16 protein-coding genes and 5 tRNA genes are annotated in these 14,182 nt (G+C 69.9%); 6 read left to right on the top strand and 15 right to left on the bottom strand.

Features of this window, described 5'->3' with window-relative positions; genetic code table 11:
* Positions 1–111: 111 nt before the first annotated feature.
* Positions 112–1,731 (bottom strand): DAK2 domain-containing protein, encoded by a 1,620-nt coding sequence (locus tag OG306_RS27895; protein ID WP_266748888.1) that lies wholly within the window; start codon positions 1,729–1,731, stop codon positions 112–114.
* 260 nt (positions 1,732–1,991) lie between these two features.
* Here OG306_RS27895 and rpmB point away from each other — a divergent pair, with 260 nt between their 5' ends.
* Complete coding sequence (gene rpmB / locus OG306_RS27890) at positions 1,992–2,177, top strand: 50S ribosomal protein L28 (protein WP_030928661.1); 186 nt, start codon at positions 1,992–1,994, stop codon at positions 2,175–2,177.
* 86 nt (positions 2,178–2,263) lie between these two features.
* Here the strand turns inward: rpmB and thiD are convergent, their stop codons facing one another.
* Complete coding sequence (gene thiD, locus OG306_RS27885) at positions 2,264–3,070, bottom strand: bifunctional hydroxymethylpyrimidine kinase/phosphomethylpyrimidine kinase (RefSeq protein ID WP_266748886.1); 807 nt, start codon at positions 3,068–3,070, stop codon at positions 2,264–2,266.
* A gap of 9 nt (positions 3,071–3,079) precedes the next feature.
* Positions 3,080–4,051 (bottom strand): thiamine-phosphate kinase, encoded by a 972-nt coding sequence (locus OG306_RS27880; protein WP_266748885.1) that lies wholly within the window; start codon positions 4,049–4,051, stop codon positions 3,080–3,082.
* 327 nt (positions 4,052–4,378) lie between these two features.
* Here OG306_RS27880 and OG306_RS27875 point away from each other — a divergent pair, with 327 nt between their 5' ends.
* A complete protein-coding gene (locus OG306_RS27875) occupies positions 4,379–4,612 on the top strand; it encodes an Lrp/AsnC family transcriptional regulator (RefSeq protein WP_072487263.1) in 234 nt (77 codons plus the stop codon).
* Between the two features lie 20 nt (positions 4,613–4,632).
* Positions 4,633–5,121 carry a DUF3515 domain-containing protein gene (locus OG306_RS27870; RefSeq protein WP_266748883.1) on the top strand — a complete coding sequence of 163 codons (489 nt, stop codon included), beginning with the start codon at positions 4,633–4,635 and terminating at the stop codon, positions 5,119–5,121.
* A 50-nt stretch (positions 5,122–5,171) separates the two neighbouring features.
* Here OG306_RS27870 and OG306_RS27865 read toward each other — a convergent pair whose 3' ends face one another.
* The 3 genes from OG306_RS27865 to OG306_RS27855 all read right to left on the bottom strand — a co-directional run bounded on the left by OG306_RS27865 (position 5,172) and on the right by OG306_RS27855 (position 8,194).
* Positions 5,172–6,329 carry a D-alanine--D-alanine ligase family protein gene (locus OG306_RS27865; RefSeq protein ID WP_266748882.1) on the bottom strand — a complete coding sequence of 386 codons (1,158 nt, stop codon included), beginning with the start codon at positions 6,327–6,329 and terminating at the stop codon, positions 5,172–5,174.
* 105 nt (positions 6,330–6,434) lie between these two features.
* Positions 6,435–7,445, bottom strand: a complete 1,011-nt coding sequence (locus tag OG306_RS27860; RefSeq protein ID WP_266748881.1) for an NAD(P)H-dependent glycerol-3-phosphate dehydrogenase — start codon at positions 7,443–7,445, stop codon at positions 6,435–6,437.
* Entirely contained in the window at positions 7,442–8,194 is a 753-nt protein-coding gene (locus OG306_RS27855) for a lysophospholipid acyltransferase family protein (RefSeq protein ID WP_266748879.1), read from the bottom strand. Before OG306_RS27855 ends, OG306_RS27860 begins: the two co-directional genes overlap by 4 nt.
* Positions 8,195–8,349: 155 nt before the next feature.
* Between OG306_RS27855 and cofC the strand changes: the two genes are divergently transcribed.
* Positions 8,350–9,027 (top strand): 2-phospho-L-lactate guanylyltransferase, encoded by a 678-nt coding sequence (gene cofC, locus OG306_RS27850; protein WP_266907590.1) that lies wholly within the window; start codon positions 8,350–8,352, stop codon positions 9,025–9,027.
* Between the two features lie 10 nt (positions 9,028–9,037).
* The gene (locus tag OG306_RS27845; RefSeq protein ID WP_266748878.1) at positions 9,038–9,241 is read left to right on the top strand and encodes a hypothetical protein; all 204 of its coding nucleotides are present in this window, start codon (positions 9,038–9,040) and stop codon (positions 9,239–9,241) included.
* A 95-nt stretch (positions 9,242–9,336) separates the two neighbouring features.
* On the opposite strand, the gene OG306_RS27840 is transcribed toward OG306_RS27845, so the two are convergent.
* From OG306_RS27840 to leuC, 4 genes are all read right to left on the bottom strand, one after another.
* Positions 9,337–9,990, bottom strand: a complete 654-nt coding sequence (locus OG306_RS27840) for an HU family DNA-binding protein (protein WP_266748876.1) — start codon at positions 9,988–9,990, stop codon at positions 9,337–9,339.
* A 143-nt stretch (positions 9,991–10,133) separates the two neighbouring features.
* The gene (locus OG306_RS27835) at positions 10,134–10,361 is read right to left on the bottom strand and encodes a hypothetical protein (protein ID WP_266748874.1); all 228 of its coding nucleotides are present in this window, start codon (positions 10,359–10,361) and stop codon (positions 10,134–10,136) included.
* A gap of 104 nt (positions 10,362–10,465) precedes the next feature.
* Entirely contained in the window at positions 10,466–11,059 is a 594-nt protein-coding gene (leuD, locus tag OG306_RS27830; protein WP_266905262.1) for a 3-isopropylmalate dehydratase small subunit, read from the bottom strand.
* A gap of 5 nt (positions 11,060–11,064) precedes the next feature.
* On the bottom strand, positions 11,065–12,489 hold the full coding sequence (leuC, locus tag OG306_RS27825; RefSeq protein WP_266748871.1) for a 3-isopropylmalate dehydratase large subunit: 1,425 nt from the start codon (positions 12,487–12,489) through the stop codon (positions 11,065–11,067).
* A gap of 175 nt (positions 12,490–12,664) precedes the next feature.
* On the opposite strand from leuC, the gene ndgR reads away from it, so the two are divergent.
* Complete coding sequence (gene ndgR, locus OG306_RS27820; protein WP_014048551.1) at positions 12,665–13,381, top strand: IclR family transcriptional regulator NdgR; 717 nt, start codon at positions 12,665–12,667, stop codon at positions 13,379–13,381.
* A 151-nt stretch (positions 13,382–13,532) separates the two neighbouring features.
* Here ndgR and OG306_RS27815 read toward each other — a convergent pair.
* The 5 genes from OG306_RS27815 to OG306_RS27795 all read right to left on the bottom strand — a co-directional run bounded on the left by OG306_RS27815 (position 13,533) and on the right by OG306_RS27795 (position 14,037).
* A tRNA-Glu gene (locus OG306_RS27815) sits at positions 13,533–13,605 on the bottom strand.
* Positions 13,606–13,640: 35 nt separating this feature from the next.
* Positions 13,641–13,712 (bottom strand) — tRNA-Gln (locus tag OG306_RS27810).
* 12 nt (positions 13,713–13,724) lie between these two features.
* A tRNA-Glu gene (locus tag OG306_RS27805) sits at positions 13,725–13,797 on the bottom strand.
* Between the two features lie 60 nt (positions 13,798–13,857).
* Positions 13,858–13,930: transfer RNA gene (locus OG306_RS27800), tRNA-Glu, on the bottom strand.
* A gap of 35 nt (positions 13,931–13,965) precedes the next feature.
* A tRNA-Gln gene (locus OG306_RS27795) sits at positions 13,966–14,037 on the bottom strand.
* Positions 14,038–14,182 lie beyond the last annotated feature (145 nt).

The following is a 14,182-nucleotide window of genomic DNA, read 5'->3' as shown; positions in this document are numbered from 1 at the left end:
ACACCACACCACTGACAGATGTCCGGTGGGCACCACCCGGGACGCCGGAATCCCCTGGTCGGAACCGTCGCCACGCCCCTGCCGACCCGTACTGGGCGGGGCCGTGCCGCCCTACTCCACCCCGATCAGCAGCGGAGCGCACTGGTGGCCGCCCCGGTACACCACCGTGTCGACCGCCAGATAGCCCTCGCGTACGTGCTCCTCCAGCGCGTCCGCGAGGCTGTCGGGGACGTCCTCGCCGAGGACCAGGGTGACCAGTTCGCCGCCCGCCGCCAGCATGCGGTCCAGCACGTTACGGGCCGTTTCCGGTACGTCCTCGCCGATGACCGCGACGTCGCCGTCGATCAGGCCGAGGATGTCGCCGGCCTGGCAGATGCCCGCCATGGTCCAGGACTGCCGCTCGGCGACGGCCAGTTCGGCGTAGCGGGTGGCGCCGGCCGCGGCGGTCATCGCGACCACGTCCTCGTCGAAGCTGCGGCCGGGTTCGTGGACGGCGAGGGCCGCGATGCCCTGGACGGCGGCCCGGGTCGGGATCAGGGCGACCCTGACTCCCTCCGCGCGGGCCTGCTCGGCGGCCGCGGCGGCGGTGTGGCGCAACTCGGCGTCGTTGGGCAGCAGGACCACCTCGCGGGCGTGCGCCCGGCGGATCGCATCGACGAGTTCGCCGCTGGCGGGCGGCTCCCCGGGGCGCGCCAGGACCGTCGTCGCCCCGGCCTCCTTGCACAGGCCGCGGAGCCCGTCGCCGGGAACCACCACGACGACCGCGCGCTGCACGGGTTCGGCGTGGGGGTGCACCCGGTCCGCGCCGAAGTGGGTGATCCGGATGCGGTACGGCCGCCCCGCCTCGACGCCGGCCTCCACCGCCGCACCCGCGTCGTCGACATGCACGTGGACGTTCCACAGCCCGTCGCCGCCCACCACGACGAGCGAGTCGCCGAGTCCGTCGAGCCGGGTCCGCAGCCGGTCCACGGCGCCGTCCGTGGCCTCCAGCAGGTAGATGACCTCGAAGGCCGGTCCGCCTTCCGCGTCGGCCACCGCGCAGTCGTCCGGCACCGGAAGCGCGGGCGCGGCCACGTGACGGCGCTCGGGCGCCCGACCGGAGACCGCTTCGACGAGCGCCCCGAGCACGGTCACCAGGCCCTGCCCCCCGGCGTCCACGACGCCCGCGCGCCCGAGGACGGCGAGTTGTCCGGGGGTCGCTTCCAGGGCCGTCCGCGCCCCCTCGTACGCCGCTCGCGCGACCGCCGCGGTTCCGGCGTCGTCCGCGGTACGTCCGGCGGCCTCGGCGGCGGCGGCGGCCACGGTGAGCACGGTGCCCTCGACGGGGTGGGCGACGGCCTGCCAGGCAGCGGCCGCGGCGCTCGTGAGCGCCCGGCGCAGGCGGTCCGCGTCGTGCCCGCCGGCCAGCACCCCGGCCATCCCGCGCAGCAACTGGGCCAGGATCGTGCCGGAGTTCCCGCGGGCACCGATCAGTGCTCCGTGCGCCATGGCCCGTACCACGTCGGCGGCGACGGGCACGGTCGTACCGGTCTCATGGGCGGCGAAGACGGCTTCGACGGCCTGGTTCGCGGACTCGACGGTGAGGTAGAGGTTCGTACCGGTGTCCCCGTCCGCGACGGGGTACACGTTGATCGCGTCGATCGCCTCGCGCTCCCGGCCCAGCGCCTCCAGCGCCAGTGAGCACCAGGTACGCACCGCGACGGCGTCCATCTCGTCGGCGGTCTGCGGCACCTGTCGGTCCTCCTCGAAGAACGGCCGTGGGTGGCCGGCTGCACCGCAGAGTAGTCCCCGCGCGCCGGGTCCGGCGGCGACAGGGGCGGGACGGGGGGCGGCGGAACCCATGGTAGTTTCGTTCTACCGACGCGGTCGTTGTATGCTGCTTCGGTTGCCCGATGAAAGTCGGGCCATTCCCCCGGTGCCGCCACTTCAGTCAAATGAATCCGGCGCGCCGGAATTCACTGTAAGTGCACCTGAAGTCTTTGGAGTGACCCGTGGCTGCCAACTGCGACGTCTGCGGCAAGGGGCCGGGCTTCGGCAACAACATTTCGCACTCGCACCGCCGTACGTCCCGTCGCTGGAATCCCAACATCCAGCGCGTGCGTGCCGTGGTCGGTCGGACGCCGAAGCGGCTCAACGTCTGCACCTCGTGCATCAAGGCCGGCAAGGTCGCGCGCTGACGTTCCCGTCGTAGCGCAGCCTTCCGGTTGCCCAAAAAGCCGGTCCACCTCGGTGGACCGGCTTTTTGCTGTGCTGTGGTGCGTCCTCAACCGGTGCGCGTCTGCCAGCCGTGGTCGACGGGGCCGATCCCGGCGCCCAGCGGGAATCCGGCCGCGATCGCCCCGGTGACGTACGCCTTCGCGCCTCGTACGGCCGTGGGCACGTCCTGGCCCAGCGCCAGTCCGCAGGCGATCGCCGAGGCGAGCGTGCAGCCGGTGCCGTGGGTGTGCCGGTTGTCGTGCCTGGGTGCGCGCAGCCAGTGCTCCGCGGTGCCGTCCGTCAGCAGATCGACGGGTTCGCCGGGCAGATGCCCGCCCTTGATGACGACCCAGCGCGGCCCGAAGGCCAGTAGCCCGGTGGCGGCCTGCCGCATTCCGGTCTCGTCCGTGACGTTCACGCCGGTGAGCTGCGCCACTTCGTCCAGGTTCGGGGTGGCGACCGTGGCGACCGGCAGGAGTTTCGTCCGTACGGAATCGAGCGCCTCGGCGGCCAGCAGCGGATCTCCGTGCTTGGAGACCCCGACCGGGTCCACGACGACCGGGGCCGCGGTGCCCGCGAGGAGTTCGGCCACGGTCTCCACGAGGGCGGCCGACGCCAGCATGCCGGTCTTCACCGCCTGCACACCGATGTCGTCCACCACGCTGCGGTACTGGGCGGTGACGGCCTCGGCGGGCAGTTCCCAGGCGCCCTGCACGCCCAGCGAGTTCTGGGCGGTGACGGCGGTCAGCACGCTCATTCCGTGCACGCCGAACGCGAGCATCGTCTTCAGATCGGCCTGGATGCCCGCACCACCGCCGGAATCGGATCCGGCGACGGTGAGCACACGGGCGGGTACGGCAGCAGACAGGGGCATACGCCGAATCTACTGGGCGTCCTCGATGCCGCCGAAATGGTCCCAGCCGCCCTTGCTGGTCCAGGGCGCCCCGTCGACCGTCACCTGCGGCAGCGCCGAGGGGTTGAGGACTTCGCCGATCACCTTCCAGCGGGCGGGCAGTTTCACTTCCGGCGGGAAGGTGGCGACGATCGCGTGGTCCTCTCCCCCGGTGAGCACCCACTGCAGCGGGTCCACGCCGACGGCCTGCCCGATGTCGGACATCTGCGAGGGGATGTCGATGAGTCCGGAGCGCAGGTCGATCCGGACCTTGCTGGCCTCGGCGATGTGCCCGAGGTCGGCGACGAGTCCGTCGCTCACGTCCGTCATCGCGGTGGCGCCGAGCCCGGCGGCCGCGGGGCCCGCGTGGTACGGCGGTTCGGGGCGCCGGTGGGCCTCGACGAAGGCGCGGGGCGAGCGGAAACCGCGGGAGAGCACGGCGTAGCCGGCGGCGGACCAGCCGAGCCAGCCGGTGACAGCGACGACGTCGCCGGGCTGGGCGCCGGACCGGGTGACCGGTTCGTGGTTGCGCAGATCGCCGAGTGCGGTGATCGAGACGGTGATCGTCTCGCCGCGCACCACATCGCCGCCGACCACGGCCGCGCCGGCGACCTGGCACTCGTCACGGATGCCGTCCATCAGCTCGCCGGCCCAGGTGACCGGGAGTTCGGCGGGGACGACCAGGCCGAGCAGCAGCGCGGTGGGCACGGCCCCCATGGCGGCGATGTCGGCGAGGTTCTGGGCGGCGGCCTTTCGGCCGACGTCGTACGCGGTCGACCAGTCGCGGCGGAAGTGCCGTCCCTCCAGCAGGATGTCCGTACTGGCCACGACCCTGCGGTCGGGAGCGGACACCACCGCTGCGTCGTCGCCGGGGCCGAGCCGTACCGCCGGAGTGGTGGTGAGCCGGGAGGTCAGCTCCCTGATGAGCCCGAACTCCCCCAACTCGCCCACGGTTCCCTTCACCGAGTCTCACCTCTCATCTGTCGCGCCGGACGTCCGTCCGGGCTGCTTCGGCGGCCGGGGGTCCGGGCCGTGGACCGGCCGCCGCCGCAGAGAGCAGTCTGCACCGGTTCCCATCGCCATGCCCGTCCCCCTTTCGCCCCGTCGCGCTTGCGGTCGCGGGCCGTCTCTGCTGTCGGTACTGTCAAGAGATACGTCAACTTGTGCTGTGTGCGCGCCACGCTGTGGACGTCAACCGCCCCGCAGGTCTCCCCGCGGTTCGCGGCAACGCGATACCGTGGCGTCCCTTTCCCATCCCCACACGATCCTCGTGGCCGCCCTGGAGGTTCCGTGGTACAGGCGTACATCCTTATTCAGACCGAGGTGGGCAAGGCGTCGACCGTCGCCGAGACCATCGCCAGAGTTCCGGGAGTGATCCAGGCAGAGGACGTCACGGGCCCCTACGACGTGATCGTGCGCGCCCAGGCCGACACGGTCGATGAACTCGGCCGCATGGTGGTCGCCAAGGTCCAGCAAGTGGAAGGCATCACGCGAACCCTGACCTGCCCGGTCGTTCATCTGTAGTCCCCGTCTACGCTGGGCCGGTGACATCATCGCGCCGCCGCTTCCGCCATCCCGTGCTTCTCGGTCCGTCCGTTGCCGCACTGCTGCTGGCCGCGGCAGGCTGTTCCTCGACGGACGCCGCGGCGTCGATCACGGTTCCCACCCCGTCTCCGGAAGCCGCAGCCTACTGCCGCGCGCTGCACAAGGAGCTGCCGAGGACCGTTGCCGGACTCGGCCGCGGTGACACCGGGACGAAATCCGAACTGATCGCCGAGTGGGGGGACGGAGCGATCGTACTGCGCTGCGGTGTCCCCCGGCCCGCGAAGATGGACGACCCCATGGCGAAGGGGACCGAGGCGGACGGCGTCAACTGGCTGCTGGAGCAGCCGGAAGACGCCGGTCCGCGTTTTACGACCACTTTCCGCAAGGCGTACGTCGAGGTGAGTCTTTCGACGGCGTACGCGCATGACGCGAGCCCGTTGGCCGCGTTCGGACCGGTGATCACGAAGACGGTGCCCAGCAGCCTGTAGGGCGTGCCCTCCCCCGACGGGAGTGCACGCCCTACGACGCGGGACTCGTCTCAGCGCAGGCCGGTCGGCCGGTTCAACGCGGCCTGGATCAGCCGGTCCACCAGCTCCTGGTAACTCACACCGCTCTCCTGCCACATCCGCGGGTACATGGAGATCGGGGTGAAGCCCGGCAGGGTGTTGATCTCGTTGATCACGAAGCCGCCGTCCTCGGTGAGGAAGAAGTCGGCGCGCACCAGGCCCTCGCAGGACACGGCCTCGAAGGCCTCGACCGCCAGCCGCTGGACCTCGGCGGTCTGCTCCTCGGTGAGCGGCGCGGGCACGATCCCGGAGGCCGAATCGATGTACTTGGCCTCGAAGTCGTAGAAGTCGTGCGAGGTGACCGGCGGGATCTCGGCGGGCACGCTGGCGCGCGGACCGTCCTCGAACTCCAGCACCCCGCACTCGATCTCGCGGCCCCGCAGCAGCGACTCGACGAGGAACTTGGGGTCGTGGCGCCGGGCCTCTTCGATCGCCTCGTCGAGACCGGAGAGGTCGTCGACCTTGGTGATGCCGATGGACGAGCCGGCCCGGGCGGGCTTCACGAAGAGCGGCCAGCCGTGGTCCCCGGCGAAGTCCACGATGCGCTTGCGGACGGCGGCGGGGTCCGCGTCCCATTCGCGGGGGCGCACCACGACGTACGGGCCGACCGGCAGTCCGAACGAGGTGAAGACCCGCTTCATGTAGTCCTTGTCCTGGCCGACGGCCGAGGCGAGCACCCCGGCGCCGACGTACGGCACACCGGAGAGCTCCAGGAGCCCCTGCAGGGTGCCGTCCTCGCCGTACGGGCCGTGCAGAACGGGGAAGACGACGTCGACCTCGCCGAGCGCTTTGGGGACCGAGCCGGGCTCGCTGTACACCACTTCACGGCTGCCGGGGTCGACGGAGAGGACCACGCCGCCCTCGGTGGACTCGGCCAGCTGGGCCACATCGGGCATCCTGCGGTCCGTGATGGCCATGCGTTCGGGCTCGTCGGCGGTGAGCGCCCAGCGGCCGTCCGTCGTGATGCCGATCGGCAGGACGTCGTACTTCGTCCGGTCGATGGCGTTCAGGACGGCGCCGGCCGTGACGACGGAGATGCCGTGTTCGGAGCTGCGGCCGCCGAACACGACGGCCACGCGCGGCTTGCGGAGCTGCTGCTCCGGGCTCTGGGGGAGGTTCTCGCTGCTCATATCGCGTTGAGCGTACCTGCTGGTACCCCTCGCGTCAGCGCGGCCGGGGCCGCTGGAGCGGTGACCGCGAACGTTCAACGCTCTGCGCGCTTCCCCGGCCCGTAGTCAGCGTCGCTCGGGCTTCGCGCTGCGCGACATGAGCTCGCGCAGCGCGACCACGGGCGGCTTGCCCTCGTGGACGATGCCGACGACCGTCTCGGTGATCGGCATGTCTACACCGTGCCTGCGCGCCAGATCGAGCACCGATTCACAGGACTTGACGCCCTCGGCGGTCTGCTTCGTGACCGCGATCGTCTCCTGGAGCGTCATTCCGCGGCCGAGGTTGGTGCCGAAGGTGTGGTTGCGCGAGAGCGGCGAGGAGCAGGTCGCGACCAGGTCGCCGAGGCCCGCGAGCCCGGAGAAGGTCAGCGGGTCGGCGCCCATGGCGAGTCCGAGCCGGGTCGTCTCGGCGAGGCCCCGGGTGATGAGCGAGCCCTTCGCGTTGTCGCCGAGGCCCATGCCGTCGGCGATGCCCACGGCGAGACCGATGACGTTCTTGACCGCGCCGCCGAGTTCGCAGCCGACCACATCGGTGTTGGTGTACGGGCGGAAGTACGGGGTGTGGCAGGCGCTCTGGAGGCGCTGGGCCACGGACTCGTCCTGGCAGGCGACGACGGCGGCGGCGGGGCGGCGTTCGGCGATCTCCTTGGCCAGGTTGGGGCCGGTGATGACGGCGACGCGGTCCGGGGTGACCTTGGTGACGTCCTCGATGACTTCGCTCATCCGCTTCGCGGTGCCGAGTTCGACGCCCTTCATCAGGGAGACGAGGACGGTGCGGGAGCCGAGATGCGGGGCCCAGTCGGCGAGGTTGGCGCGCAGGGTCTGCGAAGGCACCACGAGCACGGCGTAGTCGGCGCCGTGCAGCGCCTCGGCGGCGTCGGTGGTGGCCCGGATCGACGCGGGGAGTTCGATGCCCGGCAGGTAGTCCGGGTTGGTACGGGTCGTGTTGACGGCCTCGGCGACTTCGGTGCGACGGCCCCAGAGGGTGACGTCGCAGCCGGCGTCGGCGAGAACCATGCCGAAGGCCGTACCCCATGAGCCGGTTCCGAAGACGGCTGCCTTTACGGGGTGCGTCACTTGGGTCCCTTTCCTTCGGCCTTGCGCCGCTGTTCTGCACGAGCTCTGCGGTGATCGTACGGCTCCGCGGGGGCCTTCTCGCCCCGTACGATCTCCAGCTGCGCGGTCACCGCGGCCATGATGACCTCGGTCGCCTCGCGCAGGAGGTCGGGCGTCGGCTCCTCGTCGTAGAAGCGGGAGAGGTCGACGGGCGGTCCGGCCTGCACCTGGAGGGTCTTGCGGGGGAAGAACCGGAACTTGTTCTCCTTGGCGTACGGCGGCATCGCGAGGTTGGCGCCCCACTGGGCGACCGGGATGACCGGGGCCTTCGTCATCAACGCGACGCGGGCGGCGCCGGTCTTGCCGGCCATCGGCCACATGTCGGGGTCGCGGGTGAGGGTGCCCTCCGGGTAGAAGGCGACGCATTCACCGCGCTCGATGGCGTCGACCGCGGCCCGGAAGGCGTCCAACGCGTTGGTCGTCTCGCGGTACACGGGGATCTGTCCGGTGCCGCGCAGCATCATTCCGACAAAGGGGGTCTTGAAGAGGCCGGCCTTCGCGAGAAGCCGTGGCACACGTCCGGTGTTGTACTGGAAGTGTCCGTAGGAAAGCGGGTCCAGATACGAGTTGTGATTGACCGCAGTGATGAATCCGCCGTCGGCCGGAATGTTTTCCATTCCCCGCCAGTCACGCTTGAACAGAACCACCAGCGGCGGTTTTGCGATCACCGCCGCCAGGCGGTACCAGAAGCCGATTCTGCGGCGGGACACTCGGACACCTTCCTCTATGGAGCTGAACTCTGCCTGGCTACCGACGGTCAAGTCTCGCCCCAGGCCCCTGCTCTGTCGAGAACACCGTACGCCCCGCTTTCGGGGCCGACCCTCCGGGTTCTCGCACCGGCAGGCGAGAATAAGCGGCGACGCGCATCGAGGGGGAGATCGCCACGAACACCGACCCGGCCGGTCCTTGGACTCTGGTCGTCCCGTTGAAGCCCTTGGCACGGGCCAAGAGCAGGCTCGCGCCCGCGACGGGCGCCGCACTGCGCCCACGGCTCGCCCTCGCGTTCGCCCGGGACACCGTGGCCGCCGCCCTGTCCTGCCGGGCGGTCCGGGATGTGGTGGTCGTCACGGACGACACGGAGGCGGGGGCGGCTCTCGCGGCCCTCGGGGCCCGCATCGTGCCCGACGAACCGGATCGCGGGCTCAACGCCGCCCTGGCACACGGCGAGCGGACGGCACGGGCCGGGCGGCCCGGCGCGGCGGTCGCCGCTCTCAACGCGGACCTGCCCGCGCTGCGTCCCGCGGAACTGGCCAGGGTCCTCGATTTTTCCGCCGCATTTCCCCGTGCATTTGTCACCGATTCGGCAGGAATCGGAACAACATTTCTTTCGGCAGCGCCGGGAGTGGAATTGCGTCCGGCTTTCGGCGGCCCTTCCCGGGCCCGGCACCTGGACTCCGGCGCGGTGGAAATCACGCTGACCGGCATCGATTCGGTCCGCCAGGACGTGGACACCGGCGACGATCTGCGGGCGGCGCTGGCCCTGGGCACCGGCCCGCACACCTCAGAGCACTGGGCCGCGGGACTCTCCCCGCTGGACCGATAGGCTTCCATACATGCAGGCGACCTCGTACACGTACGACCCCGAGACCCGCACCGGCAGTGTGCTGCTCGACGACGGGACCCCGGTGGCGTTCGACGCCCGGGCCTTCGACGCGGGCGGGCTGCGGCTGCTGCGTCCGGGGCAGCGGGTGCGGATCGAAGGCGTCGGCGAGGGGGCGGATCTGCGGATCACCCTGGTGACCCTGCAGACGTTCTGAACGGTCGCGCGCACCCTGCCCGCAACAGCCCGCGGGCCGGGCTCCCCGAGGGGAGCCCGGCCCGGCGCGTGTGTGCAGCTGCGCGCTGCCCGGCCTCACTTCTTGCGTGCGGTGGCCTTCTTCGCCGTGGTCTTGCGCGCCGTGGTCTTCTTCGCGGGCGCCTTCTTAGCCGTGGCCTTCTTGGCGGGCGCGGTCTTCTTGGCGGCCGTCGTCGTCTTCTTCGCCGCCGCGGCCGTGGTCTTCTTCGCCGCGGCCGTGGCCTTCTTGGCGGCCGGAGCGGCCTTCTTCGCGGTGGTCTTCTTCGCCGCGGTGGTCTTCGCGGCGGTCACGGCCTTCTTCGCCACGGCCTTCTTCGCCACGGCCTTCTTCGCTACGGCCTTCTTGGCCGCGGCCTTGGCCGTCGTACGGGCAACACCGCCCGTGAGGCTGCCCTTGGGCGCCTTCTTCACGGCCACCTCGCCCTTGGGGAGCTTCTTCGAGCCGCTCACCAGGTCCTTGAAGCCCTGTCCCGCGCGGAAACGGGGAACCGAGGTCTTCTTGACCCGCACCCGCTCACCCGTCTGCGGGTTGCGGGCGTAGCGGGCGGGGCGGTCGACCTTCTCGAACGAGCCGAAGCCGGTGACCGAAACACGGTCCCCCGCGACAACCGCACGGACGATCGCGTCGAGCACCGCGTCAACGGCGTCCGCGGCCTGCTGACGGCCGCCGACCTTGTCGGCAATCGCTTCTACGAGCTGCGCCTTGTTCACGTCTTCCCCTTCGGAGACATTGCTTGAACGAAAGTGTTCAAGCGTTTTCGCACGTTAGGCAGATATATACCGCAAATCAAACACGAAACGGGCTAATCACCCTAGTGCCGCAACGAAGTCGACCGCTGCACAGTTCCGCAGAGTCAGTCACCTTCGGGGAATCGGCCCTCATCGAGGTCCTTCATCAACCGGTCCAGACGCCTTGCCGCATCCGGGAGATCGTGCTTAGCCGCGGCCGTGATGACCAACAGCTTCCGGGACAGCGCCATCCTTACGCTCTCCGGGACTTGCAGTGTGCGCACTCTTGTGTGCGCTTCCTTCAATCGGTCGGCGACTTGGCCGTAAAGCTTGAGTTGGCTGTCGCGTTCCATGCACCGATTGTGCCATCTGGGGCGAGTTGTCGCCCGAGGGGGTCTCAACAAGCGACTGCGCCCCCTACCAGAAGGCAGGGGGCGCAGTCCTGGAAACGCGCTGCTCAGGCGTTAATTGTACGCGGCTTGAAGCTCGGCCTCGCCGCCTCATAGGCCGCAATGTCCGTTTCGTTCTGAAGGGTGAGGCTGATGTCGTCCAGCCCGTTCAGCAGGCGCCAGCGGGCGTTCTCGTCGAGCTCGAAGTCTGCGGTGATGCCTGCGGCGCGGACCTGTCGCGCCTCCAGGTCGACGGTGACCTCGGCCGTCGGGTCGGCCTCGGTCAGCTCCCAGATCGCGTCGACGATCTTCTGGTCGAGCACGACGGTCAACAGCCCGTTCTTCAGCGAATTGCCGCGGAAGATGTCGGCGAACCGGGAGGAGATGACGGCCTTGAAGCCGTAGTTCTGCAGCGCCCACACGGCGTGTTCGCGGGACGATCCGGTGCCGAAGTCGGGACCGGCGACCAGCACCGTGGCACCGCTGCGCTCGGGGCGGTTGAGGACGAAGTTCTCGTCCTTGCGCCAGGCTTCGAAGAGTCCGTCCTCGAAGCCGTCGCGGGTGACCTTCTTCAGCCAGTGGGCGGGGATGATCTGGTCGGTGTCGACGTTGCTGCGGCGCAGCGGGACGGCCCGGCCGGTGTGTGTGGTGAAAGCTTCCATGATTCTCAGACTCCGGCGGGCGTACGGGCGTCGGACAGGTCGGCCGGCGAGGCCAGGTGGCCCAGCACGGCGGTCGCGGCGGCGACCTGCGGGGAGACCAGGTGCGTGCGGCCGCCCTTGCCCTGCCGGCCCTCGAAGTTGCGGTTCGAGGTGGAGGCGGAGCGCTCGCCGGGGGCCAGCTGGTCGGGGTTCATGCCGAGACACATGGAGCAGCCCGCGTGCCGCCATTCGGCGCCCGCGGCGGTGAAGACCTTGTCCAGGCCCTCCTCGACGGCCTGCAGGGCGACCCGGACGGAGCCCGGGACGACCAGCATCCGTACTCCTCCCGCGACTTTGCGGCCGTCCAGGATCGCGGCCGCGTTGCGCAGGTCCTCGATCCGGCCGTTGGTGCAGGAGCCTACGAAGACGGTGTCCACGTTGATGTCGCGCAGCGGCTGGCCGGCGGTCAACCCCATGTATTCCAGGGCCTTTTCGGCGGCGTTGCGCTCCGAGGCGTCCTCGTACGAAGCCGGGTCGGGGACGTTGGCCGACAGGGGCGCGCCCTGGCCGGGGTTGGTGCCCCAGGTGACGAACGGCGCCAGTTCGGCGGCGTCGATGACGACCTCGGCATCGAAGACCGCGTCGTCGTCGGTGCGCAGCGTCTTCCAGTACGCGACGGCGGCGTCCCAGTCCTCGCCCTGCGGGGCGTGGTCGCGGCCCTTCAGGTAGTCGAAGGTGGTCTCGTCCGGGGCGATCATGCCCGCCCGGGCGCCGGCCTCGATCGACATGTTGCAGATGGTCATCCGGGCTTCCATCGAGAGCTTATCGATGGCCGAGCCGCGGTATTCGAGGATGTAGCCCTGGCCGCCGCCGGTGCCGATCCGGGTGATGATCGCCAGGATCAGGTCCTTGGCCGTGACATCGTCGGGCAGTTCGCCGTCGATGGTGATCGCCATGGTCCTGGGGCGGGCCAGCGGCAGCGTCTGGGTGGCCAGCACGTGCTCGACCTGGCTGGTGCCGATGCCGAACGCCAGCGCGCCGAAGGCACCGTGCGTGGATGTGTGGGAGTCGCCGCAGACGACCGTGGTGCCGGGCTGGGTGAGACCCAGCTGCGGACCGACCACGTGCACGACGCCCTGCTCGACGTCGCCCAGCGGGTGCAGCCGCACGCCGAACTCCGCGCAGTTCTTGCGCAGGGTCTCCAACTGGGCGCGGGAGACCGGGTCGGCGATCGGCTTGTCGATGTCGAGGGTCGGGGTGTTGTGGTCCTCGGTCGCGATGGTGAGGTCGAGGCGCCGCACCGGGCGTCCGGCCTGCCGGAGGCCATCGAAGGCCTGGGGGCTGGTCACCTCGTGCAGCAGGTGCAGATCGATGAAGAGGAGGTCGGGCTCACCTTCGGCGCGCCGGACGACATGGTCGTCCCAGACCTTCTCCGCGAGTGTCCTACCCATCGCTTTCCCTCCGGCCGGCGTCTTCGCCGGCCCAACTAGAGATTCGGTGCGCTGCCGTCCGGACCCCCGTGCGGGGCGGTGGCTACGGGGCCGTTGTGCGGCCACCCCCACAGGTTCGCAACTTCCGCCGAAAATTGAACTTGCGTTTCACAGAGTGAGACGGGAGTATCGTCGTATGGACAACTCTAGCGGCGTCGGCGTTCTCGACAAGGCGGCTCTGGTATTGAGCGCCCTGGAGTCCGGTCCGGCCACCCTCGCCGGGCTGGTCGCGGCGACCGGGCTCGCACGACCCACGGCCCATCGACTGGCCGTGGCACTGGAACACCACCGGATGGTGGCGAGGGACATGCAGGGCCGTTTCATTCTCGGCCCCCGGCTGGCGGAACTCGCGGCGGCGGCGGGCGAGGACCGTCTGCTGGCCACGGCGGGACCGGTGCTCACCCACCTGCGGGACATCACGGGCGAGAGCGCGCAGCTCTACCGGCGACAGGGCGACATGCGGATCTGCGTGGCGGCGGCGGAGCGGCTGTCCGGCCTGCGGGACACCGTGCCGGTCGGCTCCACGCTCACCATGAAGGCCGGCTCGTCGGCCCAGATCCTGATGGCCTGGGAGGAGCCGGAGCGCCTGCACCGCGGTCTCCAGGGCGCCCGCTTCACGGCGACGGCGCTCTCGGGCGTACGGCGCAGGGGCTGGGCCCAGTCGATCGGCGAGCGCGAGCCGGGCGTCGCCTCGGTCTCCGCGCCGGTGCGCGGCCCCTCGAACCGGGTGGTCGCCGCCGTCTCGGTCTCCGGACCGATCGAGCGGCTGACCCGGCACCCGGGCCGGATGCACGCCCAGGCGGTCATCGACTCGGCGGCGAGGCTGAGCGAGGCCCTGCGCCGCACCGGCTGACGTACGGAAGAAAGTCCTGGCCGCCCCAGCGCCGTGGCGGCCTCCACCAAGTCCCGGTAACGGTCCCGTACTTGACGGGGCGACATAGCGGGGGGGGACAAGCAGAAGAGCCCCTCACCGAAGTGAAGGGCCCTTGTCTACTGCTGTGTTGTACCCCCGACCGGATTCGAACCGGCGCTACTGCCGTGAGAGGGCAGCGTGCTAGGCCGCTACACAACGGGGGCTTGTTACTACTGTTTACTGCTGTTGCATTTCTGCGCTGGGCTACCAGGACTCGAACCTAGAATGACGGTACCAGAAACCGTAGTGTTGCCAATTACACCATAGCCCATGGTGTTGCAAGTACCCCCGACCGGATTCGAACCGGCGCTACTGCCGTGAGAGGGCAGCGTGCTAGGCCGCTACACAACGGGGGCCCTAGCGATCCTGCATCGAGAGCGTGGGTGCGACCCAGATGATCTCGCGGGAAGGATCTGTACCCCCGACCGGATTCGAACCGGCGCTACTGCCGTGAGAGGGCAGCGTGCTAGGCCGCTACACAACGGGGGCTTGTTACTACTGTTTACTGCTGTTGCATTTCTGCGCTGGGCTACCAGGACTCGAACCTAGAATGACGGTACCAGAAACCGTAGTGTTGCCAATTACACCATAGCCCACCAAAACTCAACCCCTCGGAAGGGGTTTTGTTCGGCTCGCGCTTCCCGTTCGGATCTTCCGTCCCGCTCGGGCGGCGCAGGAAGAACATTACCCGAAGGTGTCCGGCGCTCCAAAACGAGTATTGCCCGCCAGGGCTTGTCCGGC

It is taken from the genome of Streptomyces sp. NBC_01241 (assembly GCF_041435435.1).
GTDB lineage: Bacteria > Actinomycetota > Actinomycetes > Streptomycetales > Streptomycetaceae > Streptomyces.
This window is presented reverse-complemented; position numbering and strand designations above follow the sequence as displayed.

Bases quoted from the DNA above. Each gene is read 5' to 3' on its own strand.
- thiD (WP_266748886.1), bottom strand. From the start codon at position 3,070: ATGCCCCTGTCTGCTGCCGTACCCGCCCGTGTGCTCACCGTCGCCGGA.
- OG306_RS27865 (WP_266748882.1), bottom strand. From the start codon at position 6,329: ATGAGCAGCGAGAACCTCCCCCAGAGCCCGGAGCAGCAGCTCCGCAAG.
- OG306_RS27845 (WP_266748878.1), top strand. From the start codon at position 9,038: ATGCAGGCGACCTCGTACACGTACGACCCCGAGACCCGCACCGGCAGT.
- OG306_RS27835 (WP_266748874.1), bottom strand. From the start codon at position 10,361: ATGGAACGCGACAGCCAACTCAAGCTTTACGGCCAAGTCGCCGACCGA.
- leuD (WP_266905262.1), bottom strand. From the start codon at position 11,059: ATGGAAGCTTTCACCACACACACCGGCCGGGCCGTCCCGCTGCGCCGC.
- leuC (WP_266748871.1), bottom strand. From the start codon at position 12,489: ATGGGTAGGACACTCGCGGAGAAGGTCTGGGACGACCATGTCGTCCGG.
- ndgR (WP_014048551.1), top strand. From the start codon at position 12,665: ATGGACAACTCTAGCGGCGTCGGCGTTCTCGACAAGGCGGCTCTGGTA.